Consider the following 16,209-nt stretch of genomic DNA (forward strand, 5'->3'; position numbering starts at 1 on the left):
TGCCCAGAAAGATGGCGTACTAATAATATTGCTTCATCTGGAAAGAACTATGCTGCCTACCGATACCGCCCTGGTCCTGTTTAGCGGAGGCCAGGACTCCACCACTTGTCTCGCCTGGGCGCTGAAACATTATGCCCGCGTCGAAACCATCGGCTTCGATTACGGCCAGCGCCACGCCGTCGAACTGACGGTGCGCCCGGCGCTGCTGGAGAGCCTGCGCGGCCAGTCCGCCGAGTGGAACGCCAAGCTGGGCGAAGACCACATGATCGACCTGTCGCTGATCTCGGCCATTTCGCACACCGCCATGACCCACGACATCGCCATCGAAACCCAGGCCAACGGCCTGCCCAACACCTTCGTCCCCGGCCGCAACCTGCTGTTCATGACGGTGGCCGCCACGGTGGCGTATCGGCGCGGCCTGACGGTGCTGGTCGGCGGCATGTGCGAGACCGATTTCTCCGGCTATCCGGACTGCCGCGACGACACCATGAAGGCGCTGCAGGTGGCGCTCAACCTCGGCATGGACACGCGCCTCAAGCTGGAAACGCCGCTGATGTGGCGCGATAAAAAACAAACCTGGGAACTGGCCATGGAACTGGGCGGCCAGCGCCTGGTGGACCTGATCCGCGACGGCACCCACACCTGCTACCTGGGTGAGCGCGGCGCGCTGCACGATTGGGGCTACGGCTGCGGCACCTGTCCGGCGTGCGCCTTGCGCGCCCGGGGCTACCACCAGTTCGTCGGCGCCGAGGTGTAGATGCCCTCCGACATCCAGGCACGGCTGCGCCGCCTGCTGCAGGACTTGCTCGCACCGGGCGTCCTGCCGGCACTGGTGCTCAGCGGCTGCCTGGGTGTGACGGCGGTGTTGTGGCGCGGCGCCGCCGCCGACGCCGAGCAGGATGCGCAGGCCGACTTCGACGGCCGCGTGCGCGAACTGGTCAACAATCTCGATCAGCGCATGCAAACCTATGTGCAGGTGCTGTACGGCGTGCAGGGCCTGTTCGCCAGCTCCCAGCAGGTGGACCGCGAGGAATTCCAGACCTACCTCGCCGGCCAGGACCTGAACCGCCATTTCCCCGGCGTGCACGGCGTCGGCTACATGCAACTGGTGGGCGCGCAGCAGATCGAGGTGCACCAGGCCATCGTGCGGCGCGGCGGCCATCCCGACTACCGCGTGTTCCCGCCGGGCCAGCGCGACTGGTACTCGCCCATCATCTACCTCGAACCGTTCACCGACAACAACCGCCTGGCGTTCGGCTTCGATCCCGCTTCGGAGGCGCGCCGCCGCGCCGCGCTGGAGCAGGCGCGTGACTCCGGCCTGCCGGCCATGAGCGCGAGCATCAAGCTGGTACAGGAAATCGCCGGCACGCCGGAGCAGGCCGGTTTCCTGATCGTGCTGCCGGTGTATAACCATCCGCAGCCGATCGCCACGCTGGCGCAGCGCCGCGCCGCCATCAACGGCTGGGTGTATGCGCCGTTCCGCGTCGGCGACCTGATGGCGGGACTGGGCGGGCCGCGCGCGGCCGCGCTGGACGTGGAGATCTACGACGGCGATGCTGTGGCGCCGGAGGCGCTGATGTACGACAGCGCGCCGCAGGCAAAGGCCGGCGACGGCCTGCGCTCCACGCGCCAGCAGATCAGCATCGCCAGCCACCGCTGGACGCTGCGCATTTCCATGCTGCCGGCGCCGTCCGTGCGCAGCGACAAGGCGCAGCAGATCGCCGGCTTCGGCGGGGCGATCAGCGTGCTGCTGGCCGGGCTGACCTGGCTGCTGGCGCGCGGCCGCCGGCAAGCGCGGCAAGGCCAGCAGCGCAGCCACGCGCTGGCCGAGGAACTGAAGGAAGGCCAGCACGCGCTGATGGTGTTGGCCGACAGCGCGCAGCGCAGCCAGGCGATGTTGCGCAGCATCCTGGACTCCACCGTCGACGGCATCCTGGTCGACGACCTGAAAGGCACGGTGCTCAACTCCAACCGCCGTTTCCGCGAGTTGTGGAACGTGCCCGAGCAGCTGGATTGGCAGGGCGACGGCGCCGTGCTGATGGCCCACATGTGCGCGCAGCTGCGCCATCCCGAATGTGGCCTGCGGCTGGACGAACCGGCGCAGCTGGTGCTGCCCGGCGTGCAGCGCGGCGCGGCGCTGGCGGAGGAGCACGAGGTGTTGCTCCTGAAGGACGGCCGCGTGATCGAGAAGCACACGCGCGCGCTGCAGATGGGCAGCGAACCGGCGCGGCTCTGGTCCTTCCGCGACATCACCGAGCGCACCAGCATCGAACAGCGCGAGCAGGCCCGCCGCCACGTGCTGGAGCTGCTGGCCACCGGCGCGCCGCTGCAGACCATCCTGGAGAGCGTGGTGCTGGGTGTCGAAGCGGCCAACGAGGACATGTTGTGCAGCATCCTGCTGCTCGATGAAAGCGGCGAGCATCTGCTGGTGGGGGCGGCGCCCAGCCTGCCGGCCTTCTTCAACGCCGCCTTGCACGGCAAGTCGATCCACAGCGGGCTTGGCGCCTGCGGCCAGGCCATCCTCACGCGCAGCCGCGTGATCGTGGAGGATATCCGCAGCGCGCCGTCGTGGGCCGAATACCGCGACCAGGCCCTGCAGGCCGGGCTGGGGTCGTGCTGGTCCGATCCCATCATCAGCACCAGCGGCGCGGTGCTCGGCACCTTCGCCATCTACCACCGCGACGCGCGCCTGCCCAGCATGGCCAACATCGCCCTGATCGAACAGGGCGCGCGGGTGGCCGGCATCGCCATCGAGCAGGCGCAGGCGGCGGTGGCGCTGCGCGCCGGCGAAGCGCGCTTCCGCAGCCTGTACGACCACGCGCCGGTGGCGCTGTGGGAGCAGGACTGGTCGGCGGTGCGCAATGCGCTGGCGGAGTTCGAAAGTTCCGGCATCGACGACCTGGAGGCCTACCTGCAGGCCAATCCGAGCCAGCTGCGGCGGCTGGCGTCGCTGGTGCGCATCCTGGACGTCAACGCCGCCGCGCTGGAGCAGGTGGCGGCGCCGCCGGGCCGCAAGGATCTGGCCGAGCTGACGCTGGCGCAGAACTTCGACGCCGCCGCCATGCCGAACTTCGCCCAGGCCGTGACGGCGCTGGCGCAGGGCCGCCACTTCTTCGCCTGCGAAGGCAGTTTCGAGCGGCTCGACGGCGTGGCCCGCCTCAACGAACTGACCCTGCTGGTGATGCCGGGCCACACCCACAGCCTCGACTTCGTGATCGTCTCGACGCTTGACATCACCGAACGGCGCCGCATGGACGACGAGCTGCGCGTGCTGGCCACCACCGACTTCCTCACCGGCCTGCCGAACCGGCGCGAATTCATGCGCCGGCTGCACGAAGAGCAGGGGCGTCTGCAGCGCGATATCGGCGCCGGCGCGGCGGTGCTGTTGCTTGACATCGACCATTTCAAGCGCATCAACGACGAGCACGGCCACGCGGCCGGCGATGCCGTGCTGCGCCAGCTGGCTGAGCTGATGCGCGAAGGCCAGCGCAAGATCGACATGCTGGGCCGCATCGGCGGCGAGGAATTCGCGGTGTTGTTGCCGGGGACCGACCTGGATGCGGCGGCGGTGTTTGCCGAGCGCTTGCGGCTGAAGGTGGAGCAGACGCCGATGGTGCTCGATGATGGCCGGACGCTGGCGATTACGGTCAGCATCGGCATCGCGGCGATGGGCGGCAAGACGCCCGCTGGCGACCCGGCCCTGATCCGCGCCGATCAGGCTTTGTATTGCGCCAAGCGTGGCGGGCGCAACCGGGTGGAACTGATGGATGTCGAGGCGGATCGGCCGGGGCTTCAAGTCCCGGCCGCTTCCGGTTGAAACTTTACACTGGCTGTTGCATGGTCGCTTGCAGGCGTTGCTTGCGTGGGCGGCTGACCAGGAACCAGTAGAGACCGAACGGGATCAGCAGCGGCAGCAACAGGGGCGACACCGCCGCCATCGCCACCACGGCCGCCAGGCCGACGCCGAACACGGCCAGGATGCCGAGGCTGGCGAACAGGATGCACAGGAAGATCGCCACGCAGGTCAGCACCACGCCGGCCAGCAGCATGCCGGCGCCGCCGAACACCACCGCCAGCAACGCCCCCAGCGGGCCGTCGATTTCATCGCCGTCGAAGTTGACGGACATGCCGTCGCCAAACGTCGATTGGCAGACAGCAACCACCATCAGGAAGATCACGGCGGCGAAGATCAGTTTTTTGGCTTTGGTGTTCATGGCGTTACCTCGTGTAGTGTGTGTCAGCGATGTTGTCGTTACTTGTTAATGCCGTTTGGCATGGTTGAACTGTACCGGCGACGCCCCGCGCCAGCCATCGGATTGCGACAGACCGGCGGATTTGCAGGATGGAACGCATCAGGGCCACGACGAACAGCCGTATTCGACCTTGATTTAAAGATATGCTGATCTAAACTGATAATCTCACTTCCTTCTGGAGGGCATTAACATGGCTTGGCTAGCAATGAGCGAAGGGCAATCGATCCCTTCGGTATGCAACTACACGCGGCGCCAGCGTAGCGCCCTGCGCCTGTCCGGCGGCGGCCCGAAAGGCCCCCCTTCGGCGCCTCCCACGATACCGCCGATTATCATCACGCCGTTCAGCTACGAGATGCCGGAGCCGGCCATCGATCCGCGCGTCACGCCGCTGAAACCGCCGATCATCGAGCGGCGCCCCTGCATGACCTGCTGAGGTCGCAACATCCGAATACAAAAAAGCCCGCATGCGTTGCGGGCTTTTGCGCTGGTCTTTCCGCCTCGGGACGGCCCTAGAAGTTGTGGCGCAGCCCGGCCGCCAGGCCCTTCAGGGTGGCCCCCGGGCGGGCGCCCAGGCTGTTAATGGCGAAGTCCACCACGCCGTTGCGCTGGTTCGACAGGTGGCTGTAGTAGGCGTACACGGCGCTGCGCGGCGACAGGGTGTAGTCGTAGCCTGCCGTGTAGTGGCTGGCACCGGTGTCCGCGCCCTTGCGGACGAAGCCGATGGTGGCGCCGTCCGGCGCGCTGCCGCCACCGTCGCCGGCGTGGCCGGCGCTGGCCTTGAAGGCATGGCGGCCGACCTGGTGAGTGACGGCGACGAAGGCGTCGTTGCGCGTCAGCGTGCCGGTCGCCGTTTCATAGCGCAAGCGCTCGGCCACCAGCGCCACGCGGGTGGCGCCGAAGCGGTAGGCCGCGCCCAGCCGGGCGGCGCTGTCGTCCAGGCCCGGTCCCTGGTAGGCGCGATGGCGTTCGTAGGCGGCGCTGGCGTACCACGGTCCCTGTTCGTAGACCAGCGCGCCCGAGCTCAGGGAAGGCTTGGCGCCGCTGGCCGGACGCTCTTCGCTCAGGCCGTGGGCCAGGCGCAGCTGCAGGCCGTTCCAGGCCGGGCTCCAGTAGTGCACGCTGTTCTGCTGGCGGCGGTCGAAGGAGGCGGTGTCGCTGGTGTTGCTGACGCTGGCCGCCGCGCCGTTGCCCATGATGCTCATGTAGCCGGCGGTGGTCGGGTAATAGGGATCGAGGCCGGCGGTGGCGCCGTTGTAGGGCGTGACCCAGTTGCCGGCGAACAGCGTGCCGGCCGCGCCCTGGATGCCGATCCGGGTGTCGCGCGCGGCCGGGCTGCCGGCGCCGGTGTCCGGCGACAACGTGCCTTCGATCTGGAACAGGATGCGGACGCCGCCGCCGACGTCCTCGGTGCCGCGAAAGCCCAGCACCGAGCGGTTGTTGCTCAGTCGCGTGACGCGCGCGCCGTCGTTTTGCAGGCTTTCCAGCGCGACGTTGAGGCGGCCGTAAATCTGCACCTCGCTCTGGGCGTGGGCGCCGCCGCAGGCGGCGGCGAGCAGGAGGGGGAAAATCTTGCGCATGGTGCCGGGTTCCTATTGTTGTTACGCTGCGAGGGGCTTATTATTCCACCCCCACTTTCATTTCGAAACGACCATAAGTATGAGTAACGATTACCCCGATGCGGATGAGAACGCCCTGGTACAGGAAGACCGCCTGTGGCAAGGCAACGGCTGGACCGCCCGCGTGATCAAGAACGACGACGACGACGGCTGGGCCGTGGCCATGATCAAGGACGGTGAACCAGAGCCGGCGCTGGTGGGGCCGTGGACCATGGGCCGCGACAAGAAAAATCCCAAGCCGCTGGACGTCAACGCCTTCAACACCCTGGTCAAGACCGCCAACGAAGTGCTCCGTCGCCACGAACAGCAGCTGCACGCCCAACTGCACAAGAACGTGACGGTCGGCACCGACGACGGCCCGGTCAAGGTATGCCTCGACATCACGCCCGACGAGGACGACCCCTACGCCACCCTGAGCGCCTTCGACCAGTACGGCGAAGAACTGGCCCGCGTGCGCGTGGCGCCGACCTTCAAACTGAGCGCCACCTCGGCCTCGGCGTGGATAGAAAACAGTTATAAAAAACCCTAAAGTCACTTCAGTTATGCAAGCTTGTGTGCCTTTGAAGAATTAAGATTTCGTTAAATAAACGTGTAAGGGGATGTAACACTCTATCGTGCGCGCCCGGTTTGAGCGAGCTCGGCTGATACATTTTGGACCTCCTGAGCGGTGTATTTCGTACGCCGTTTTTTTTTGTTAGCCCAAGGAGGATTACCTATGAAATCAGCAAAACGCATTGCCAGCGCCATCGCCGTAGCCAGCGCAGCATTCATGGCGCAGGGCGCCATGGCGGCCGACATCAGCCACGTGGACACCGCGCTGGACCTGACCGCCGGCGCCGACATTTTCGGCCAGCATTTCACCGGCAACAACGCTGCCAACACCTTCGCCGAGCGTTACAACTTCACGCTGACGACCGCCGGCTCCATCTTCGCCGACACCTTCTCGTCGTCGGGCAATGAAAAGAACGGCCTGGATATCCTGGGTCTGAGCCTGTTCAATGCCGATGGCCTGGTGCTGAAAGGCACGCAGTTGTCGACCGGCAAAACCGACCAGTGGGAACTGAGCTCGGCCCCGCTGGCCGCAGGCAGCTACTTCCTGCTGGTGAGCGGCACCGTGCTGTCCAAAGCCGCCGGCACCTACACCGGTAGCGCCACCGTGAGCGCAGTGCCCGAGCCAGCCACCTACGGCATGCTGCTGGGAGGCCTGGGTCTGGTCGGCGCGCTGGCCGTGCGACGACAGCGTAAATCCTCGGACGTTGCATAAGTAGACGTTCCGCGCGCAAGCGCACAGCCGGGCGGCGCGTTGCGCGGCCCGGCACAACATCATCAAGGCGCTGGCCCTGGAGGGGCAGTACCTGCTAGTATTTCCTATGCGCATGTACCTCATGGCCGCAATCCCGGTCACAACATAGGAAATCTGATGGAAAGTCGCCTCACCCGGCTGGAAGCCGTTCAAACCGTGCTGCTCGAAATCGGGCGTAAATCCAGCAGCTGTACCGATATCAGCGAATTCCTGCAGGCCGTGCATTCGGCACTTGGCCGCATCATGTATGCCGCCAACTTCTTCGTCGCGCTCAGCGATCACGAGCGGCCGGCCAATATGGTGCGTTTCGTGTACTACGTCGACGAGGTCGACGAGGCGCCGGACCGCGATGAATTGTTCGAGCTGGTGGCCGGTGAGTCGCCGACGGCGGCCGTGATCCTGAGCCGCGAAACCATCGTCATGACGGCGGCCGAGCACCACTCCAAGCGCGAGGACAACGCCGGCTTCGGTATCGGCACCGTGGCCGAGCACTGGATGGGTTGCCCGCTGCTGGACCAGAGCCACCAGGCGGTGGGCGCCGTGGTGATCCAGAGCTACGACAAGGAACACACCTTCAGCGATGAAGACCAGGCGCTGTTCGCGCTGATCGCCAATCACGTGTCGAGCGCGCTGCAAGGCCTGCAGAGCATGGACCGGCTGGAACGCGCGGTGCTGGAACGCACGGCCCAGCTGCAGCACGAGGTGGCCGAGCGCCGCCGCGCCGAGAACATCCAGCGCGGCCTGTACGAGCTGGCCAACCTGTCGGCCACGGCCACCGGCGGCAGCCGCCTGAACATGCGCCTGCACCAGATCATCAGCGAGCTGGTGCCCGCCAAGAACTTCCTGATGGCGCTGTACCACCCGGACACCCAGGAAATCAGCATCCCGTATTTTGTCGACGAGAAGGACGAGCACGCGCCCGTCAAGCGCTTCGACTACGGCGTCGGCATGTCGTCCTATGTGCTGCAGCGCAAGCAGGCCATGCTGCTCGACCGCGACGGCTTCCGCGCGCTGGTCGACAGCGGCGAGATGGAGCACCCGCTGGGCCACGTCGGCATCGCCAGCTGGATGGGCGCGCCCATGCTGCTGGGCGACCAGGCCTACGGCGTGATCATCGTGCAAAGCTACGACGACACGGTGCAATACACCCAGGCCGACCTCGACATCCTGGCCTTCATGGCCAGCCACGTGGCGGTGGCCATCGCGCGCATGCAGGCCGACCGCCAGATCCGCATGTCCAAGGAGCAGCTGGAAGAGCAGAACGCCGCGCTGGAAAGCGCGCTGACCTCGCTCAAGGACGCGCAGGGCGAACTGGTGCGGCAGGAGAAGCTGGCCTCGCTGGGCCGCCTGGTGGCCGGCGTGGCGCACGAGATCAACACGCCGTTGGGCATCTGCGTGACCGCCACCAGCCACCTGGTGGAAGAACTCAAGCTGACGCGCGAAGACATGGCCAACGGCGTGCTCGACGAGGACGGCCTGAACCAGTTCTTCGACATCATCGACCAGTCGCTGAAGATCATGACCACCAACACCCAACGCGCGGCGGCCCTGGTGCGCAGCTTCAAGCAGGTGGCGGTGGACCAGTCTTCTGACGATATCCGCAGCTTCAACCTGCGCAAGTACCTGGACGAGGTGCTGCTGTCGCTGCAGCCCAAGCTCAAGGGCAAGCCGATCCAGATCGAGATCAACTGCGAAGACCACATCAACATGGCCAGCTTCCCCGGCGCGATTTCGCAGATCGTCACCAATATGGTGGTCAACTCTCTGGTGCACGGCTTCGAGGACGGGCAGTCGGGCAAGATCACCATCAGCGGCAAGGTGGACGGCGACTTCGTCGACTTCGACTACAGCGACGATGGCGCCGGCATGGACAGCAGCACGCTGGGGCAGCTGTTCGACCCCTTCTTCACCACCAAGCGTGGTTCGGGCGGCAGCGGGCTGGGCGCCCACATCCTGTTCAACCTGGTGACCGGCGCGCTGGGCGGCACGGTCAAAGTGGTGAGCGCGCCGGGCATGGGCTTGCATTACAAGTTGCGCTTCCCCAAGATCAAGCGCAAGTAAGTTTAACGAAAGTGCTGGTCACGTCGCCTGTATAGATAGACCAGCCTCTCGTGGGACTTTCCTATGTTTGCCATACCATCATCCTCCAGCGCCGGCTTTAATAGCGACGCCTATCAAGACCTGCTGCAAAAACAGCTCGATATTGCCAAGAAGAACGCTGCGACAGTCGATGGACTGTCCATGCGCGCCGATCAGGACCAGAAGGCCCAGGCGCGCGACCGCGTGATCGAGATCAAGAAGCAGATTGAAGCGCTGCGCCGCATGTTGCTGTTGTTTGGCGGCAAGGACGCCAAGGCGGTGTTGCAGCAATTGAAAACGCTGGCCGCCCAGCTGAAACAGGCGGCCGGCGTGTTGAAGACCGCGTCCGACAGCGGCCTGCCGGACGTGAGCGCCGTGGCGTCGGACGCCGGCGTCCCTTCGGCCGAGGCGGAAACCTCCGATGCCTATTCGGAAGGCCGCAGCGCCTACGCCGAGCAGCAGGCCTCGGTCGAGGCCGAAGCCTCCGGCTCCTACTCGCCGCCCGCCGCGCCCTTCGATGCGCAGCGCGCGGAAGACGAGAAGCTGTTGGAATATGTGACCCAGGCGCTCAAGTCGCTGCGTTCAACGACTGAGCGGCTGGTGAAACAGCAGGAAAATTCACGCTAGGTCGTCAACGCCAGATCACTTCCTGGCTTTACTGATTTCCACTTCCCAATCCACGCCCGAGTCGATCTTGTACTTGGCGGCGTAGTTGCCCTGGCTGGTGGCCAGCGCCACGTCGAGCAGGCTGTTCAGGTAAACCAGCGGCTTGCCTTTCGCCACGCCGCCAAAAGTGTGCTCGAACGGCGCCACCACCTTGTTGACCTCTTTGCCCTTGTGCAGGATGCGCACTTGCACCTTGTCGTGCAGGCCGATCTTCAATTCTTCAAACAGTGCCTTTGGCACATTGGTCCAGACGTTGCCGTACTTGACGTCCAGCACCGGGATGATGCCGCGTATGGTGTCGCCGCTGCGTACCGCCTTTTGATACGGGATCTTGACCACGGAATCGACCGGCAGCACCGGACCGACCTGCTCGTAGCCGATGGCGCCCGAAGCCAGGCGCGCGCCGACGTAGGCGTACACGTCGCGGCCGTGGAAGGTGTAGGACTCGCCGGAGCCGGCCAGGCGATTGACCGACTCGTCGATCTCGCGCAGCTCGGCCACGCCGTCGCGCTCGGCGATCAGGGTGAACTGGCCGTTGTCCGGACCGACGAAGTAGCGGCCGCCCTTGGTTTTCAGCACCACCGACTTGCGCGTGGTGCCCACGCCCGGATCGATCACCGAGACAAACACCGTGCCTTCCGGCCAGTAGTTTGCGGTCTGGAACAGGCGGTAGCCGCCGACCCAGATGTCGTAGTCGGGAATGTTGTGGGTCAGGTCGGCCACGGTCAGCTTGGCGTCGACGCCATAGGCCACGCCGCGCATCGCGGAGACGGCGCCGTCGGAGGTGCCGAAGTCGGTCTGCAACACCAGCGCATGCTGGGCAAAGGCCGGGGCGGCCAGCGCGGCGCCGAGGGCGAGGGCGGTAATCAAATTTTTCATGGTGTCCTTTAGAAGGTGTAGCGCAGGCGGCCGTAGAAGTATGCGCCGTTGACGCCGATCGGATTGATAAAGTTGTAGGGCAGGGCGCCGCCATACGTGGCGTTGTTGGTTTCGCGCACGCGCTGCGGATAGCGGTCGAGCAGGTTGTCCGCGCCCACGGCCAGCGTCAGCTGCTTGGTCAGCTTGTATTGCGCCTCCAGGTCCAGCGTCCAGACGGCGCCGAAGCGCTGCGCATGCACGCCGTCGATGATTTCGGCGTCTTCATCGTAGGAAAAATCTTTCAGCGGACCGAAGCGGGTGGCGCGCGCCAGCAGGCTCCATTGCGCGGCTTGCCAATCGGCGCTCAACACCAGCTTGTTCCTGGGCGAGGCATTGCGGATGCGGAACAGGCTGGTGTCGGTCAGCACGGTGAGCTCGGGATCGATTTTGGCCAGCGCCGCCGAGCTTTGGTGGACCAGGTCGATGCGGGTCTTGTTCAGGTTGAGCGCGGCGCTCAGGTTGAGCTTGCCGCCGGCGAGCGCCAGGTCGTGGTTCAGCACGGCGTCCAGGCCGGTGGTGGTGGTGTCCAGCAGGTTGGCCAGGTAGGCCACGGACTGGATGTCGCTGCGGCCGATGCCGGCCAGGTAGGCGGTGGCGGCGTCGCTTTGCAGATCGCTGGTGCGGGTGATGCGGTCCTTGATCTTGATGCGGTAACCGTCCAGCGTGAAGCTGGTGTTGCGCGCCGGTTTCCACGCCAGGCCCAGCGACAGGTTGGTCGACTTCTCGGGTTTCAAGGCCTGGGCGCCGAAGGCGCGCGCCAGCGGATCGCTGGCCGGCAGCAGCGAGGCGGTCTGCAAGGCGCTGCCGTCGCTGTTGAAGTTGAGCGTGGAGAAGCGGAAGCCGGTCTGCACCAGCGCCGGTGCACGGAAGCTGTTCGACAGCGAGCCGCGCAGCAGGAATTGCTCGGTGAACTTGTAGCGCGCCGACAGCTTGCCGGTGCTGGCGCTGCCGAAATCGCTGTAGTCCGAGTAGCGCGCGGCCGCGCCCACCAGCAGCTGCTTGGTGATGTCGCTTTCGATGTCGGCGTAGACCGAGCCGATGTTGCGGCTGCCGTCGAACGCGTCCTGCGGGCGCAGGCCGGGGCCGGCTTGCGCGCCGGGCGGCGCATCGGAGACGGCGCCGGCGGCGTAGGAGGCGGCGTCGCCCGGCGAGCTGGTGTAAGTCTCGCGGATGTACTCGGCGCCCAGCGCCAGGTTGATCGGCACGCCGAAGTCGAATTCGCGCGTGACGTCGGCGTTGACCGCGTTCTGGCGATAGTCGAAGGTGGCGAGGTGGAAGCTGGTCGGGCTTTGCGCGCCCAGCGAAGCGTTGGCCGAGTTGCTCAGGTCGTAGTGGAAGATGTTGCTGCCGTGACGGGCGCTGAGATCCCAGTTCCAGGCGCCGCTGCTCACGCGCAGGCCGGCCACCACGCTGAGGTCGCTGGCTTCGCCGTGCGTCACCGGGCGGTAGCCGTTCGGGTACAGCGCCGCCACGTTGGACGGATCGCCCGGATAGCGGAAATAGGCGCTACCGTCCGACTGGCGCTGGTTGGCGGTGGCGAAGGAGTAGGCGTCCACGCCTTCGGTCAGCGGCAGCAGGGCGTTGTAGAACAGGTAGTTGTTGTGCGACTGCGAGTCGCCGGATTTGAAGACCACCTTGCCGTCCAGCGCCAGGTCGGCCGGCGTGGCATTCCACGAAGTCCAGCCGGCGTCGCTGAAGCCGGCGCGCTGGGTCGGATTGCGGCTGCGGCTCTCGGCGCCGAAGCGGAAGAAGCCGGCGTCGCCCAGCGGAATGCCGTAGTCGGCATTGACGATCTTGGTCTGGCCGTCGGTTTTCTTTTCCCTGGTCGGCTCGAAGTCGGTGTGGTTGGCGCCGTAGCTGACCGAGGCCGAGCCGCCCGTGCGCTGCTGCTTGAGAACGATGTTGATGACGCCGGCCACGGCATCGCTGCCGTATTGCGCGCCGGCGCCGTCGCGCAGGATCTCGATGTGGTCGATGGCGCCCGGCGGAATCGCGTTGACGTCCACCGGCACGGTGCCGGCAAAGCTGCTCTCGGTGTCCAGCACGGCGCTGGCGTGACGGCGCTTGCCGTTGATCAGCACCAGCACCTGATCCGGCGCCAGGCCGCGCAGCTGCACGCCGCGCACGGAGTCGGCCGCGCCGCTCGATTCGATGCGTGGGAAGTTGATGGACGGCGCCAACGCCTGCAGGGCGGCGCCGACTTCGCCGCTGGAGAGGGCGTTCTCCACCTCGCGCGCGCCAAAGCGGTCGATCGGCACGGCGCTGTCGAACACGGTGCGGTTGCGGGCGCGCGAGCCGACGATGGTGACTTCGTCGATGGCGGCGCTTTCCTGCGCGTGAACGGTGTGCAGCGCGGCCGGCAAGGCGGCCAGCAGCATCAGTGGTGGGAGTACATGTTTGTGCATCGTAAGATCCTGGTCTGAAGACAGACTACGATCTTACGAGCTAGGAAATGTAGTTCCTACGAACAATTGCTAATATGCTTATGCAGTTAGTCCGGCAGGCGTTCGTTGATGGCCATGGCCTGGTCGATGTTCTTGATCAGCAGGTCCACATACACCGGGTCCAGATGGTGGCCGGCGACTTCGCGCAGGTGTTCGATGACCTTGGCGATCGGCCAGGCTTCCTTGTAGCAGCGCTTGTGCATCAGCGCGTCGAACACGTCGGCCACGGCGACGATGCGCGCGTACAGGTGGATCTGCTCACCTTTCAAGCCCTGCGGATAGCCGCTGCCGTCGAATTTCTCGTGGTGCTGGTGGGCGATCACGGCGGCCGCCTTCAAGATCGGGCGCTGCGAACCGTCGAGGATGGACAGGCCGACCGTCGGGTGCTGCTTCATGATTTCCCACTCGGCCGCGTCGAGCTTGCCCGGTTTCAGCAGCACGGCGTCCGGCGTGGCGATCTTGCCGATGTCGTGCATCGGCGCGGCGTGGCGCAGCACGGCCACTTCGTCTTCCGGCATGCCCGAGGCCTTCGCCAGCAGGTGGCACACTTCCGACATGCGGCGCACGTGGTTGCCGGCCTCGTTCGAGCGCGACTCCACCACGTCGCCAAGGCGCAGGATCAGTTCGGCCTGGGTGTCGGTGATTTCCTGGTTCAAGAGGATGTTGTCGAAGGCGATGGCCACGCCCGAGCAGAACACTTCCAGCAGCTTGGTGTCGATCTCCGAGATTTCCGCCACGCCCTTGAGCACCAGCAGCGAAGCCTTGCCGCTGTTGTTGGGGAAGTAGCCGATGTAGGTGTCGCCTTCCACGCGCGAGATCTTGTTGCTCTTGGCGGCGTCCAGCTGGGCGATCACGTCCGGGGTCAGCAGGCTGCCTTGCTCGTCGCCGATCTGGGCCAGGATTTCATACTCGTGTTCGCCGCTGATGGCGGTGGCGCCGCGCAGGCGCAGCAGCATGCTGTGTTCCAGGCGCAGCAGCGCCACCACTTGCTGCAGCAGGCCGTTGGCGAAGTCTTTCAGGTTGCGTTGCTGGAAGATGTGGGCCGAGGCGGCGATCACGCGCTCCAGGCCTTCGCGGTAGTTCAGCTGGGCGCGGTGGGCTTCCTCCACCTTCATGATGTCGCGGTAGGCGCGCAGCGCGGCGAAGGTGGTGGTGAACAGCTTGGTGCGGTCGAGCTCGGTCTTTTCCTTGTAATCGTTGATGTCGTAGTTGACGATCACGCGTTCTTCCGGCGCCTGGCCGGGCTGGCCGGTGCGCAGCACGATGCGGGTGAACTGGTTGTCGAGGTCTTCGCGCATCCAACGCGCCACTTCCAGGCCGCTGTCTTCCTTCTCCATCACCACGTCGAGGAACACCAGCGCGATATCGGTTTCGCGCGCCAGCACTTCCTTGGCTTCGGCGCCGCTGTAGGCGTGCAAAAAGGTCAGCGCGCGGCCGTCGAGACGGAAGCGGCTCAGGGTCAGTTTGGTGATGTCATGAATGTCTGGTTCGTCGTCGACCAACAGAACTTTCCACGGTGCTAACTTGGGCGCAGCAGAGGACAAAAAAGACATATGAACGAGTTCCGCAAAGTGACACGACAGAGTGAATTTTCCGATTGTAGACCGACCCACAGCCATTAACAACAGGCAATAAAAATTCCCGTTGCTGTGCACAACACTTGGGGTGAAATTATTGTACGCCAAGCAAAATTTTGACGGCGCAATGCTGGTCAGGTCGTCCCATCTGCGCGCCGATAACAATACTTCGTTTTTGGCAATATTGCTATCATTAAACAAAGATTTTTAAACGCTAGTGTTGTTTTGCTCACGGCAGAGGGACGCTCAGCAGGCGGTCGTCGCCGGGCTTGGGCGTGCCACGGCCGTCGGTGTTGTTGGTGAGCAGGTAGAGCCGGCCGCCGGGCGCGGCCACCACGTCGCGCAGGCGGCCGTATTCGCGGACATAGAATTCGGTGGCGGTGCCGGGGGCCGCCAGCGGCACTTTGCGCAGCCGCTCGCCGCGCAGGTTGGCGATGTAGATGTTGGCGCCGCTGATGGCGATGCCGCTCGGGCTGGCGTCGGCGGTGGCCCATTGCTGCAGCGGATCGGTGTACTTGCTGTTGGCGGCCTTGCCCTCGACATCCGGCCAGCCGTAGTTGGCGCCCGCCTTGATCTGGTTCAGTTCGTCCCAGGTGTTCTGGCCGAATTCGGACGCGTACATGCTGCCGTCTGCGGCCCAGGCCAGGCCCTGCACATTGCGGTGGCCGTAGCTGTAGACGTAGGAGCCGGGGAAAGGGTTGTCCGAAGGCACGCGGCCGTCCGCCGTCATGCGCAGGATTTTGCCGCCCAGCGAGTCCAGATTCTGCGAGCGGCTGCTGGTGCCGGCATCGCCGGTGGCGGCGTACAGCATGCCGTCGGGGCCGAAGGCGATGCGCCCGCCGTTGTGGTTGCTGCCCGACGGGATGCCGCCGAGCAGCGCCTGCGCGGCGCCCAGCCGCGTGGCGGAGCCCGCGCCGGTAAGCGGGTAGCGCACGATGCGGTTCTCGACGCCGGCGGTGAAGTAGGCATACAGGAAATTGTCGCGCACGGCGATGCCGAGCAGGCCGCCTTCACCGGTACCGTTGACGCCGGCAATGGTGGCGATGGTGGTCAATGTGCCGCTAGTGTCCACCGCCTGGATGCGCGCCGTGCCGCGTTCGCTGATGAGCGGCGTACTGCCGTGAAACGCGACCGACCACGGGATTTGCAGGCCGGAGGCCAGCACGGTCGGGCCGGCGGGCGTGGGAGGGGGGGGTGTCGGCGGCGGCGTCACGTCGACGGCAGAGCCGCCGCTGCCGGAACTGCCGCCGCAGCCGGCTATACCCAACGACATCATGAACGCCCAAACGGCCGCTGCCGACGCTGTGCTTTTCAGCATGATCGCTCTCCTTGAACAGGCTAGCCACATTATCG

13 protein-coding genes are annotated in these 16,209 nt (G+C 65.5%); 7 read left to right on the plus strand and 6 right to left on the minus strand.

The window, feature by feature from the left end; translation table 11 throughout:
* Nucleotides 1-49: 49 nt before the first annotated feature.
* A complete protein-coding gene (gene queC / locus ACXZ1M_RS16400; protein WP_459048732.1) occupies nt 50-757 on the plus strand; it encodes a 7-cyano-7-deazaguanine synthase QueC in 708 nt (235 codons plus the stop codon).
* Nucleotides 758-3,817 (plus strand): CHASE domain-containing protein, encoded by a 3,060-nt coding sequence (locus ACXZ1M_RS16405; protein WP_459048733.1) that lies wholly within the window; start codon nt 758-760, stop codon nt 3,815-3,817. It begins immediately after the preceding gene.
* Nucleotides 3,818-3,821: 4 nt separating this feature from the next.
* On the opposite strand, the gene ACXZ1M_RS16410 is transcribed toward ACXZ1M_RS16405, so the two are convergent.
* On the minus strand, nt 3,822-4,214 hold the full coding sequence (locus ACXZ1M_RS16410; protein WP_459048734.1) for a hypothetical protein: 393 nt from the start codon (nt 4,212-4,214) through the stop codon (nt 3,822-3,824).
* A 229-nt stretch (nt 4,215-4,443) separates the two neighbouring features.
* Between ACXZ1M_RS16410 and ACXZ1M_RS16415 the strand changes: the two genes are divergently transcribed.
* Nucleotides 4,444-4,686 carry a hypothetical protein gene (locus tag ACXZ1M_RS16415; protein WP_459048735.1) on the plus strand — a complete coding sequence of 81 codons (243 nt, stop codon included), beginning with the start codon at nt 4,444-4,446 and terminating at the stop codon, nt 4,684-4,686.
* 76 nt (nt 4,687-4,762) lie between these two features.
* On the opposite strand, the gene ACXZ1M_RS16420 is transcribed toward ACXZ1M_RS16415, so the two are convergent.
* The gene (locus ACXZ1M_RS16420; protein ID WP_459048736.1) at nt 4,763-5,830 is read right to left on the minus strand and encodes a porin; all 1,068 of its coding nucleotides are present in this window, start codon (nt 5,828-5,830) and stop codon (nt 4,763-4,765) included.
* A 79-nt stretch (nt 5,831-5,909) separates the two neighbouring features.
* Between ACXZ1M_RS16420 and ACXZ1M_RS16425 the strand changes: the two genes are divergently transcribed.
* The 4 genes from ACXZ1M_RS16425 to ACXZ1M_RS16440 all read left to right on the plus strand — a co-directional run bounded on the left by ACXZ1M_RS16425 (nt 5,910) and on the right by ACXZ1M_RS16440 (nt 9,878).
* The gene (locus ACXZ1M_RS16425; protein ID WP_459048737.1) at nt 5,910-6,398 is read left to right on the plus strand and encodes a hypothetical protein; all 489 of its coding nucleotides are present in this window, start codon (nt 5,910-5,912) and stop codon (nt 6,396-6,398) included.
* A 186-nt stretch (nt 6,399-6,584) separates the two neighbouring features.
* The gene (locus ACXZ1M_RS16430) at nt 6,585-7,133 is read left to right on the plus strand and encodes an FxDxF family PEP-CTERM protein (RefSeq protein WP_459048738.1); all 549 of its coding nucleotides are present in this window, start codon (nt 6,585-6,587) and stop codon (nt 7,131-7,133) included.
* 156 nt (nt 7,134-7,289) lie between these two features.
* Entirely contained in the window at nt 7,290-9,233 is a 1,944-nt protein-coding gene (locus ACXZ1M_RS16435; protein WP_459048739.1) for a GAF domain-containing sensor histidine kinase, read from the plus strand.
* Between the two features lie 63 nt (nt 9,234-9,296).
* Complete coding sequence (locus ACXZ1M_RS16440) at nt 9,297-9,878, plus strand: hypothetical protein (protein WP_459048740.1); 582 nt, start codon at nt 9,297-9,299, stop codon at nt 9,876-9,878.
* Nucleotides 9,879-9,893: 15 nt separating this feature from the next.
* On the opposite strand, the gene ACXZ1M_RS16445 is transcribed toward ACXZ1M_RS16440, so the two are convergent.
* The 4 genes from ACXZ1M_RS16445 to ACXZ1M_RS16460 form a co-directional block, all read right to left on the minus strand.
* Nucleotides 9,894-10,796 (minus strand): SAM hydrolase/SAM-dependent halogenase family protein, encoded by a 903-nt coding sequence (locus tag ACXZ1M_RS16445; protein WP_459048741.1) that lies wholly within the window; start codon nt 10,794-10,796, stop codon nt 9,894-9,896.
* Nucleotides 10,797-10,804: 8 nt separating this feature from the next.
* Nucleotides 10,805-13,240 carry a TonB-dependent receptor plug domain-containing protein gene (locus tag ACXZ1M_RS16450; RefSeq protein WP_459048742.1) on the minus strand — a complete coding sequence of 812 codons (2,436 nt, stop codon included), beginning with the start codon at nt 13,238-13,240 and terminating at the stop codon, nt 10,805-10,807.
* An 86-nt stretch (nt 13,241-13,326) separates the two neighbouring features.
* The gene (locus ACXZ1M_RS16455; protein ID WP_459048743.1) at nt 13,327-14,832 is read right to left on the minus strand and encodes a DUF3369 domain-containing protein; all 1,506 of its coding nucleotides are present in this window, start codon (nt 14,830-14,832) and stop codon (nt 13,327-13,329) included.
* A gap of 253 nt (nt 14,833-15,085) precedes the next feature.
* On the minus strand, nt 15,086-16,174 hold the full coding sequence (locus tag ACXZ1M_RS16460) for a PQQ-dependent sugar dehydrogenase (protein ID WP_459048744.1): 1,089 nt from the start codon (nt 16,172-16,174) through the stop codon (nt 15,086-15,088).
* Nucleotides 16,175-16,209 lie beyond the last annotated feature (35 nt).

The organism is Duganella paludis (genome assembly GCF_054461335.1).

Excerpts from the sequence above, each read along its gene's own strand:
- ACXZ1M_RS16450 (WP_459048742.1), bottom strand. The coding sequence starts at position 13,240 with ATGCACAAACATGTACTCCCACCACTGATGCTGCTGGCCGCCTTGCCG.
- queC (WP_459048732.1), top strand. The coding sequence starts at position 50 with ATGCTGCCTACCGATACCGCCCTGGTCCTGTTTAGCGGAGGCCAGGAC.
- ACXZ1M_RS16410 (WP_459048734.1), bottom strand. The coding sequence starts at position 4,214 with ATGAACACCAAAGCCAAAAAACTGATCTTCGCCGCCGTGATCTTCCTG.
- ACXZ1M_RS16445 (WP_459048741.1), bottom strand. The coding sequence starts at position 10,796 with ATGAAAAATTTGATTACCGCCCTCGCCCTCGGCGCCGCGCTGGCCGCC.
- ACXZ1M_RS16425 (WP_459048737.1), top strand. The coding sequence starts at position 5,910 with ATGAGTAACGATTACCCCGATGCGGATGAGAACGCCCTGGTACAGGAA.
- ACXZ1M_RS16460 (WP_459048744.1), bottom strand. The coding sequence starts at position 16,174 with ATGCTGAAAAGCACAGCGTCGGCAGCGGCCGTTTGGGCGTTCATGATG.
- ACXZ1M_RS16435 (WP_459048739.1), top strand. The coding sequence starts at position 7,290 with ATGGAAAGTCGCCTCACCCGGCTGGAAGCCGTTCAAACCGTGCTGCTC.
- ACXZ1M_RS16420 (WP_459048736.1), bottom strand. The coding sequence starts at position 5,830 with ATGCGCAAGATTTTCCCCCTCCTGCTCGCCGCCGCCTGCGGCGGCGCC.
- ACXZ1M_RS16455 (WP_459048743.1), bottom strand. The coding sequence starts at position 14,832 with ATGTCTTTTTTGTCCTCTGCTGCGCCCAAGTTAGCACCGTGGAAAGTT.
- ACXZ1M_RS16430 (WP_459048738.1), top strand. The coding sequence starts at position 6,585 with ATGAAATCAGCAAAACGCATTGCCAGCGCCATCGCCGTAGCCAGCGCA.
- ACXZ1M_RS16440 (WP_459048740.1), top strand. The coding sequence starts at position 9,297 with ATGTTTGCCATACCATCATCCTCCAGCGCCGGCTTTAATAGCGACGCC.
- ACXZ1M_RS16405 (WP_459048733.1), top strand. The coding sequence starts at position 758 with ATGCCCTCCGACATCCAGGCACGGCTGCGCCGCCTGCTGCAGGACTTG.
- ACXZ1M_RS16415 (WP_459048735.1), top strand. The coding sequence starts at position 4,444 with ATGGCTTGGCTAGCAATGAGCGAAGGGCAATCGATCCCTTCGGTATGC.